Genomic DNA, 8293 nt, shown 5'->3' with positions numbered 1-8293 from the left:
AAACTGAAGTTTCTAAGAAATTCATCAAGCGACCATGCGTAACAACACGGCCACGAGAGAATTTTTCGGTGAGTTGCTTGGTTTAGGGCAAAGCCTATCAAAATCCTCATCAAGTGCGGCTTCGGCGATAATGCGCCGGACATCCGAAAAGGCAAAACTGGTTCTGCCCTTCACTTTATGCCGTCGCTGCGGGTCAGCTTTTAACCGATCCGCATAAATCCAGGTGATGGTTGAAGCCATCATACAGAAGTTCAAGTGATTCAGCACCGCCTGAGCATTCCGGCACTGACTGGACTGGCTACCGATATCTTGCTTGAGCTCTTTGAACCCGGATTCGATTTTCCAGCGAGCCCCGTAAAACTCAATGATCTGCGTCACCGATAAGGTCAGATCCGTGGTAAACAACGCCACCCATTGCGTTTTCCGGAATACCCAAACGACCCGCACAGGACATTTGAGTGTTTTCAGCATCACCATCCGCTCATAGGCGCGAACGTCACGTTGTTTGCCATAGAGATTAACGGTGTAGATCGTTGCCAATGCCTGATACGCCTGCGCCATTTCAGCCGTTGATCCCAGGCGGCTACCGTACTTAGGCCGACGGCCGCGCTTTCCTGGCTGCGGTTCACCCAGTTGATCATACAAAACGTTATTGCTACGCAGCCTGGATAGCATATTGAACCGCGCCCCAAACGCTTGCCGAACCGGTTGCCACAAACTCTCGTTGCCAAACCAGCTATCCATCACGGCCAGTACGGGTGTCGTAGAAAAATGCTGTCCAATGCCGATGAGCATCTGCCCGGCTTGTTCCAACTTGGTTTGAAAAGGAACGACCTTGCCTTTGATTTTAGCGGTTCTTTGTTCCGCTTCAATGGTTTTCTTGGCGAAGTAAAAGCGGAAATCTAAAAACAAGCAAGCCCACCGTCCTTTGATTTGTTTTAACAAGCCGACGGCGACGATATTTTGCGCCCACGGATATTGGCTTTGATTCGCTTTAGCGGCATGATCGAAAATCGTATCGCAAGCAAAGATGTTTTTCCCGATTTTGGGATTGATGGAATCGTCCAGCGCCACCAGCAAGCGGCCATCGGTTTCAGGGGAGGGTATTAATCCCCAAACGGTTTGCCAAAGACGCCGCCACGGCAAAGTCGTAGACGCCATGAAGGTGTAGAACCGATGGTCTTCGATCTCAATTCCAAACAAAGTCACCAGGCAGCGAAGACAATTTGAGGTGATAGAAGACGTAAAGGGAATAATAATCGACAGGAGCGTATAGACAAATAAAGAGGCACGTTCCTGTCCGAGTTTGGTATCGGAAAATGGGGCTTGAAGTGAGTGTGAAAGATCGCGTAAAATGAACATGAATGAGGTCTGTTTTGCTGTAGAATCAAAGACTTAACACCTTGTATTATACAATAAAACACGAGCTCATTCACTATCAAGTTATTGATTTTTCAAACAAATATCCATCACTAACATATTAGTTAAGCCGACAACGGCTAGCTCTCAAGATAAGCCGCCTTGAAATTAGCATTCTGAATCTAAAATTTCTGGGAAACTTCAGTTTATAAAGGCAGGCTGAAAATGTGCTGCCCTAGCAACAGGCGGTGTTGATTTGCTGTTGAAATCTCAGCAGTTTTTGTACATACCCAAGCAGCTTCAGGGTACGCAACTATTTTATCCAGATTAAAACAGCGGCTGTTTCAGCGAAGCTTTAAGCAAAAGCAACGATAAGATTCACTATTGATAACAAAATAATTAATAGTGATTGGGTTTTGACCGTTTTGTATAAAGTAAGAAATCGTCTATTCATAGCATTCTCCATAAAATAATCCTTATTCAAACTGATACAGGCTTTGCACCTCAATCAGTTTATAAAGATATCACCGACTACCTTGCGCAGGTTCGTCGGCGACACTTTTCCATTATCCTTTCGGCTACTCCCTAACTCCTTTCAGCCCATCCATTTTAACCTCCTTGTCAAGCCAGAATCCTTTGACTTAGCTAGACCAGTCATATGCAAGTTAATCTGCATAAAGGAGACTTTTTTTAGCAGATCACTCACCTATAGCCAGGCCTTTTGGGTAAACTACTCGACCGCTCACCCGATGTATATCGTCCTTATCCTGTTGATCGCTCCCACTCTCCCTCCGATCTTTCTAGAAAATCCGTCTACTACGAGCCCAATTTGATTAAAATCCATTTACCAAACCAGTCACGTATCCCATCATCCTAATGCTGGCAATCAACCTGATTACCTGATTAATCCATCCCTGGACAAATTACATCCATGTGCTTATTAACCAACTTTAACGCGTATTATTTCAAAATAACGTTTGGGTTACCGTCTTTAGCAGCGTCAGTTGCATAAGGTACAATGCCCAGAGAAGTAAAGCCTGAAACACCATGGCTATACGGTACAACCGGCTGAGAAGCAACGAAAGGCACATTAGCAAAATTGGTTACTGTAGCATCAGAGTTTACTGTAGCAAAAATACCGGACTGGCCATAAGGTTCAGTAAGTGAAGCATCAACAACACCAGCAAGTGCTGCGCTGCCTAACGCCTTACCAAAATCTTTCAGAAATAGTGATTCTGAAGCGGTAGCATGCGAACTGATTAACACTTCGCCTTCTGCCCAAACAGGATAAGTACCATTCGCTATATTGGGGATAGTTGGTGCAGCGCCGTCAATTTTGATGTAACGATAACCCAAAGTACCTGTATTGTTACGATCAGCCGTTTGTATGGCTAAACCCCAAATACGTTCGTTGGTAAGAGAAGTAGGGTCGCCAGATGTTACTGCAGTCACATTGTTATGACCAGAAGTATTATCACCAAACTGCCAATCATTCAACAAGTTGTCGGTATCAGTAGCGCCTGTAGGCGCTTTAACCAATGGTGCAGCCGCAAATTCATCAGCTGAAGTATCAGCTATAGCTGTCGGTGGCGCAGATGCATTTGGCACATACGGATATCCTAAGAATTTAGCATAACCAACAGCACCAATTGCCGCACCGGCGTTACGAATACCTACACCAACTACATTATTAGCTGGCGCTGTTACGCCTGCCGCAGATGCGTAAGAAGTTAAAGGTGTAGAACCAAGAGTTGTATCATTTACCAGCACATTGGCCCAAGTTTGGACATTACCGGCTAACAAAGCAGCGACAAAGTTACGACTTAAACTTGGCAAATCTCCATCTGAAGCATAAGAACCAATTGCGTGTCCAGCGGGTAAAGTCAGACTACCATCAGCAATTTGCGCAGCTTGCAGAACTTTGTAAAGATCCGTAGTAACCGCAATACCATAAGTTTCACCACCAGTTGGTATACGGGTAATACCTTTTGCTGTCAGTGAAGCAGCTGTATAATTGGTGGTAAAAGGAGCAACAGGAGCACCCGTTGATACTTCATTTACAGGCAATGGATAGTTATAGCCACCCTGCAACAAAGCAGGTGCATCCACACCGGTGAAACCACCATGCGAAGGAACTTGTGTCAGATAAGTGCTAGCATTGGCTTGGGTAATAGTAGCAAGATGGGTTTTACCAGCTCCGCTCCAGTTGGCTGCCGTAGTCGCTGTAATGTTCAGGTTATCCAAGTTTGAATTATCCAACAATGGAACCACACCGTAACCAGCAGAACCTAAAGTACGTTTTACCAACAGAATTTGTTTTCCACGCAGCGCAGTATCAGTCAGGCTATTAGAACCTGTAAAATAATAAGCCGTAAAGTTACCGCCATTAGTAGTTACAGTGGTTAGCGTACCATTCACCCGTTGTTGGGATGACGTGGTATCCTGAAAAATATCCAATGTACCAGAAACCGAAACCTGCGCGCTTTGAATCGCAGCGGTAACGGCTTTATCTTGCGCAGAGCCACCGGATGTATAAATGGTGATAAAAGGTGCGCCATTAGTCCATGGTGTTAAGGCCATGGCCGCTTGAGAGCCAGCCAATAAAGATACGGCCACTGCCAATTTATTAAGTGTGCTTGGTGTTTTCATAAGTTAATCTCCAGATAAAAAGTCCTTAAGTGCGATTCCGGTTCAGTCCCTGGAATCGCAACATGATTTAGATCGCTGTTGTTATAGCGTTTTGACGGCGTTTAAAGCCTAACACGCCCACTAAGCCGGACAGGAACATCCAGATTGAAGTAGGTAGAGGTACCGCACTTGCAGAAGCAGAAGTGAACGTTAAAGTATTGCCACTCAGAGTGAAACTACCTAAATTAGTCACCACGTTAGGTGTGGCAAGCGAAGCTTTAGTAGCAGTATTAGAGTTTTGAATCAAATCCAGCGCGATTGTATTGCTATTTACCCCACCCTCGTTAGCATAGATACTACCGGCATTTTGTAAAGAACCCAGATTAGCGATATTAGTAAGACTGCCAGCCGCGATAGCACCCACGTTTGTATTAGGAACCCCCAGCGCATTATTTACATTAGTAAAATAAATGGGAATGCTATTAGATCCGGTCGCGAGAGTAAGAGCAGCCACAGATGTTGCAACAGCAGGTGTAGTCAGCGTTGTCAAAGCACCCCAAGCAGTCTTATTAGTGAGGCCACTATTCAGTGATTCACCACCTAAAACATTCCACTGCAGTTGACTGTTATCCGCAGCAAAAGCAGAGAACGCTGCATTTTGTGAAAGATCCCAGCTTAATGTACCTTTTGTACCTTGTGTACCATTGACAAAACTGCTGAAGTTAAGACCCGCATCTCCCAGCGCCAAATCATAAACGAAAGTAGCCCCGTAGTTTGCAGAGGACGTATTTTCATCGATAGCTGAAAATATTATGGATGAACTATTACCACCCGCTGAAGAAATAAAATCCGCCGACGCAGTGCTAGCCGCCAAAGCCAACGACATAGCAACTGTAATCTTGCTTAATTTACTCATATAAACACCTCAAATATTAAATTAAAAGGAAAACTAAAATTTGTGGAAAAAAAACAACAAAACTCCCACATATACACTGATCGCAATTTTTATGCCTACTTTTAAAGCATTGTTTATAAAGAGTTTTATATAAATTCTGTATAATTTTCTGCTATAAAATCAACACTAACTGCTGATATACTGCTGATATATCAACAACCCTTAATCCATTAACTCGCCACCACAGACTTGACAAACAATCAGATCAGGTTTAATCACATCCTTAATCTTTACTACATTACAAATAAAGCACTATACATGCCAATACATAAGTCATTGTTTTTAATGAATTAGAAACTAAATTTATACTATTCACTATTTCTATAACAACAGACGGAGTTGTAACGCTGCTGCTTTAGCAACAGGTTTAATGGGGCTTGTATTCTCAGAGATAACGTCTTGCTAAGAGGCGTAATGCATACATGCAAAACATCTAAACAATGACTTTTGTAAATGATTAGATTTTGGGTGGAACAACCTGTCCCGGTTTTTTTAATAGAACGAAAAACAGGCGCTAGATGGCTTGTAACCTTTCCTGCAACAACGCTATCACACTCTGCCAGTCACCCATCGCTGGCTGCCGAAATAAGATGGCAGTGGGATACCAGGGGCTATCCACTCTATCCAGCAACCAGCGATAATCGGGCGCATAAGGCAATAATAACCATAAAGGCTTACCTAAAGCCCCGACCAGATGCGCCACGGAAGTATCAACAGAAATCACCAGATCCATAGCGGAGACCAGAGCTGCGGTAGCCGCGAAATTCGACAAATCTTTCTGATGAATATGCAATTGTGGATAGGCTGTCATTGCCTCTTGATCAGCAAACCGAATGTCTTTTTGTAACACGTGAAATTCGTAAGGAAGTTGCAACAAAGGCTCTAACAACGAAAACGACAGACTACGGTTATGATCATTTTTATGCTCTATGGAACCTGACCAAACCAAACCCACTCTGGTTTTTGTTTTAGCACCCAAACGTCTGGACCAGACGCTTTGATTTTTCGCATCGGCGTAAAGATAAGGCACATTCGCAGGCACATCTTCCAGAGTCGTCTTGAACGCATAAGGGAAGCTCATGATCGGACAATAAAGATCGTAATCAGGCAAAGACTCGCCCTCTTCAACCAAGCTAAAATGCCCTTTTAGGCTGGCAAGCAAATCTTTTAATACCACGGGGACTTGTATAATAATGTTTGCACCCAACACATCCAACCTAGGCACATAGCGGCAGAATTGAATAAAATCCCCCAAGCCTTGTTCGGGAACAATCAATAACGTCTTTCCAGCGATATTTTGTTCACCATGCCATTGTGGTTGACTAAACCCCAACACTTGCAAATTACGCGCGGACCGCCAGCGCCATTCGTACAATTGCCACCCTTCTGCATATTGACCTCGCAAAATTTTAAGCAAGGCTTTATTCCAATAAGCATTGGCATAAGCAGGATCTAAACTTAAGGCTTGATCGTAACTGCAATCAGCCTCGTCCAGTCGATTCAATTCCTTCAGTGCATTGCCTCTATTATTATAGGCAACCGCATCATGCGGGGCTAAAGCAAGTGCTTTATTGAAAAGCTCTACAGCTTGCAGCGGTTGATTCAAACCCAAAAGAGCATTTCCCTGATTACGCAGAGCTTCGTTATTCTCAGGCTCTAAGCGAGCTGCCTGCTGAAAATCATTCAAAGCCAATGTATACTTACCCAGCTCTATCAGCGATAGAGCTCGATTATTATAGGCAGCTGCGTACTCGGGCTTTAAGTCCAGTGCGGTTGCAAAACTGTTAACTGCGGCACTATATTGCTGTAATTTGTGTAAAACAATTCCATAATTATTATGCGCTTCCGCAAAAGCAGGCTGCAAATCGATAGCTTGTCGATAATTTGCCGCTGCTTGCTGGTATTCCCGCAGTTCCTGATAGGCCAGGCCACGATTCAAATAAATTTCCACATAATCAGGCTTAAGCGCCAAAACCTGATCATAACGAGTGATTGCCGACCGAAAATCCCCCTGCCCATGCAAGCCAATACCTTGCTGAACAAATACATCGACATTTGACTCTAGGTATGGCCCAGCTGAATTTTCCTTAACCGCCTCAGCTTCTAATATATGCAGCATGTTTTCACGCCTTTTATAAGCCTCATCAAAATCTGGCTTTAGTTCAACAGCGCGTTGATAACAAACCAGTGCGGACTGAAAATTGTGTTTTGCCTCCCAGACCAACCCCTGATTGTAATAAGCTTCCGCATAATTGGGCTGCACAGCAATGGCAGCATCAAAACTCAGCAAAGCCTCATCTAAACGCTGTAAATCCTTTAGCAGCAAACCCAAATTGTTATGTGCAGTTGCATAATCTGGCTTTAATTGAATCGCTAGCTGATAACAAAGCTGTGCGTCAGACAAGCGATCAAGATTGACCAAGGCCACACCCCGATTGCATTGCGCAATTGCTTGTTCGGGATAGGCTGCAATAGATTGCTGAAGAAATTGTTCGGCCTTACTGAAATCACCTTTCTGCAATGCAATGGTTCCCAACCCGGTTAACAATTGCGGATGGCCAGGCAATTTTTTCAACAAATTTTTGTAATGCTATGCAGCTTCAGACAATTGCCCAATTTGATGCAAATAAACTGCGTGTTGCATTAATTCTGCAACTGGTGTGCTTTTTTTAAATTTCATAGGAACGAAAGGGTTCATCCGCTTAATGGCAACGAATGTAACGTATGGCTATAAATTTTCAAAATTGCAAAAAACGATATATTTATCTATTCTGCGGCTTTACCATACTCTTAGCACATGCATAGATAGACTATTTTTAAGCGCCTTTTTCACTAAAACCCCTAGGTCATGAAATAATGTAGAACTTTGACTTAATTTGTGGAGAAAGGGCATGTACAAAATTTTAGGGTTTTGTTGGCTGATTTTGCTATCCAGCACTGCATTTGCTCAATCGGCAGAGGGCATACATATTAAACAACTGGCCGAACAAGGAGACGCCTTAGCACAAGCAAAGCTGGCATCTTTGTATTTATTAGGCCGAGACGGCTTGGAAAAAAATGAACCGCAAGCTGCAGACTGGATGGAAAAAGCGGCAAAGCAAGGCTTGGTTGATGCTCAAGTAGCTATAGCCGCCATGTATGATAGAGGCATGGGTGTGAATGCTGATCGAGATAAAGCCACTGCCTGGTATGAAAAGGCTGCCGCTAAAGGCCATGCAACTTCTTTGGCTATCCTTGGTAAGAACGATGCCGCCAAAGGCAGTGTACAATTTAATTATCAAGCCATGCGTCTAAGTGCTGCGAAAAGCATACCCAGTGAATACGCAAAAAAATTTTTAACTTCTAAATAAT

General features: G+C 43.7%; 5 protein-coding genes. 1 reads left to right on the top strand and 4 read right to left on the bottom strand.

Annotation, left to right across the window (positions count from 1 at the left end; genetic code table 11):
- Positions 1-24: 24 nt before the first annotated feature.
- The 4 genes from ABH008_RS06910 to ABH008_RS06895 form a co-directional block, all read right to left on the bottom strand.
- A complete protein-coding gene (locus tag ABH008_RS06910) occupies positions 25-1362 on the bottom strand; it encodes a transposase (protein WP_347988654.1) in 1338 nt (445 codons plus the stop codon).
- A gap of 957 nt (positions 1363-2319) precedes the next feature.
- Positions 2320-4008, bottom strand: a complete 1689-nt coding sequence (locus ABH008_RS06905) for a hypothetical protein (RefSeq protein WP_347989119.1) — start codon at positions 4006-4008, stop codon at positions 2320-2322.
- A gap of 67 nt (positions 4009-4075) precedes the next feature.
- Positions 4076-4903, bottom strand: a complete 828-nt coding sequence (locus tag ABH008_RS06900) for a hypothetical protein (protein ID WP_347989118.1) — start codon at positions 4901-4903, stop codon at positions 4076-4078.
- 553 nt (positions 4904-5456) lie between these two features.
- Positions 5457-7517 carry a tetratricopeptide repeat protein gene (locus ABH008_RS06895; RefSeq protein WP_347989117.1) on the bottom strand — a complete coding sequence of 687 codons (2061 nt, stop codon included), beginning with the start codon at positions 7515-7517 and terminating at the stop codon, positions 5457-5459.
- A 316-nt stretch (positions 7518-7833) separates the two neighbouring features.
- On the opposite strand from ABH008_RS06895, the gene ABH008_RS06890 reads away from it, so the two are divergent.
- Positions 7834-8292, top strand: a complete 459-nt coding sequence (locus ABH008_RS06890; protein ID WP_347989116.1) for a tetratricopeptide repeat protein — start codon at positions 7834-7836, stop codon at positions 8290-8292.
- The last annotated feature ends 1 nt before the right edge of the window (position 8293 follow it).

It is taken from the genome of Methylomonas sp. AM2-LC (assembly GCF_039904985.1).
In the GTDB taxonomy this organism is placed as follows: Bacteria; Pseudomonadota; Gammaproteobacteria; order Methylococcales; family Methylomonadaceae; genus Methylomonas.
This window is presented reverse-complemented; position numbering and strand designations above follow the sequence as displayed.

Bases quoted from the DNA above. Each gene is read 5' to 3' on its own strand.
- ABH008_RS06910 (WP_347988654.1), bottom strand. From the start codon at position 1,362: ATGTTCATTTTACGCGATCTTTCACACTCACTTCAAGCCCCATTTTCC.
- ABH008_RS06905 (WP_347989119.1), bottom strand. From the start codon at position 4,008: ATGAAAACACCAAGCACACTTAATAAATTGGCAGTGGCCGTATCTTTA.
- ABH008_RS06900 (WP_347989118.1), bottom strand. From the start codon at position 4,903: ATGAGTAAATTAAGCAAGATTACAGTTGCTATGTCGTTGGCTTTGGCG.
- ABH008_RS06890 (WP_347989116.1), top strand. From the start codon at position 7,834: ATGTACAAAATTTTAGGGTTTTGTTGGCTGATTTTGCTATCCAGCACT.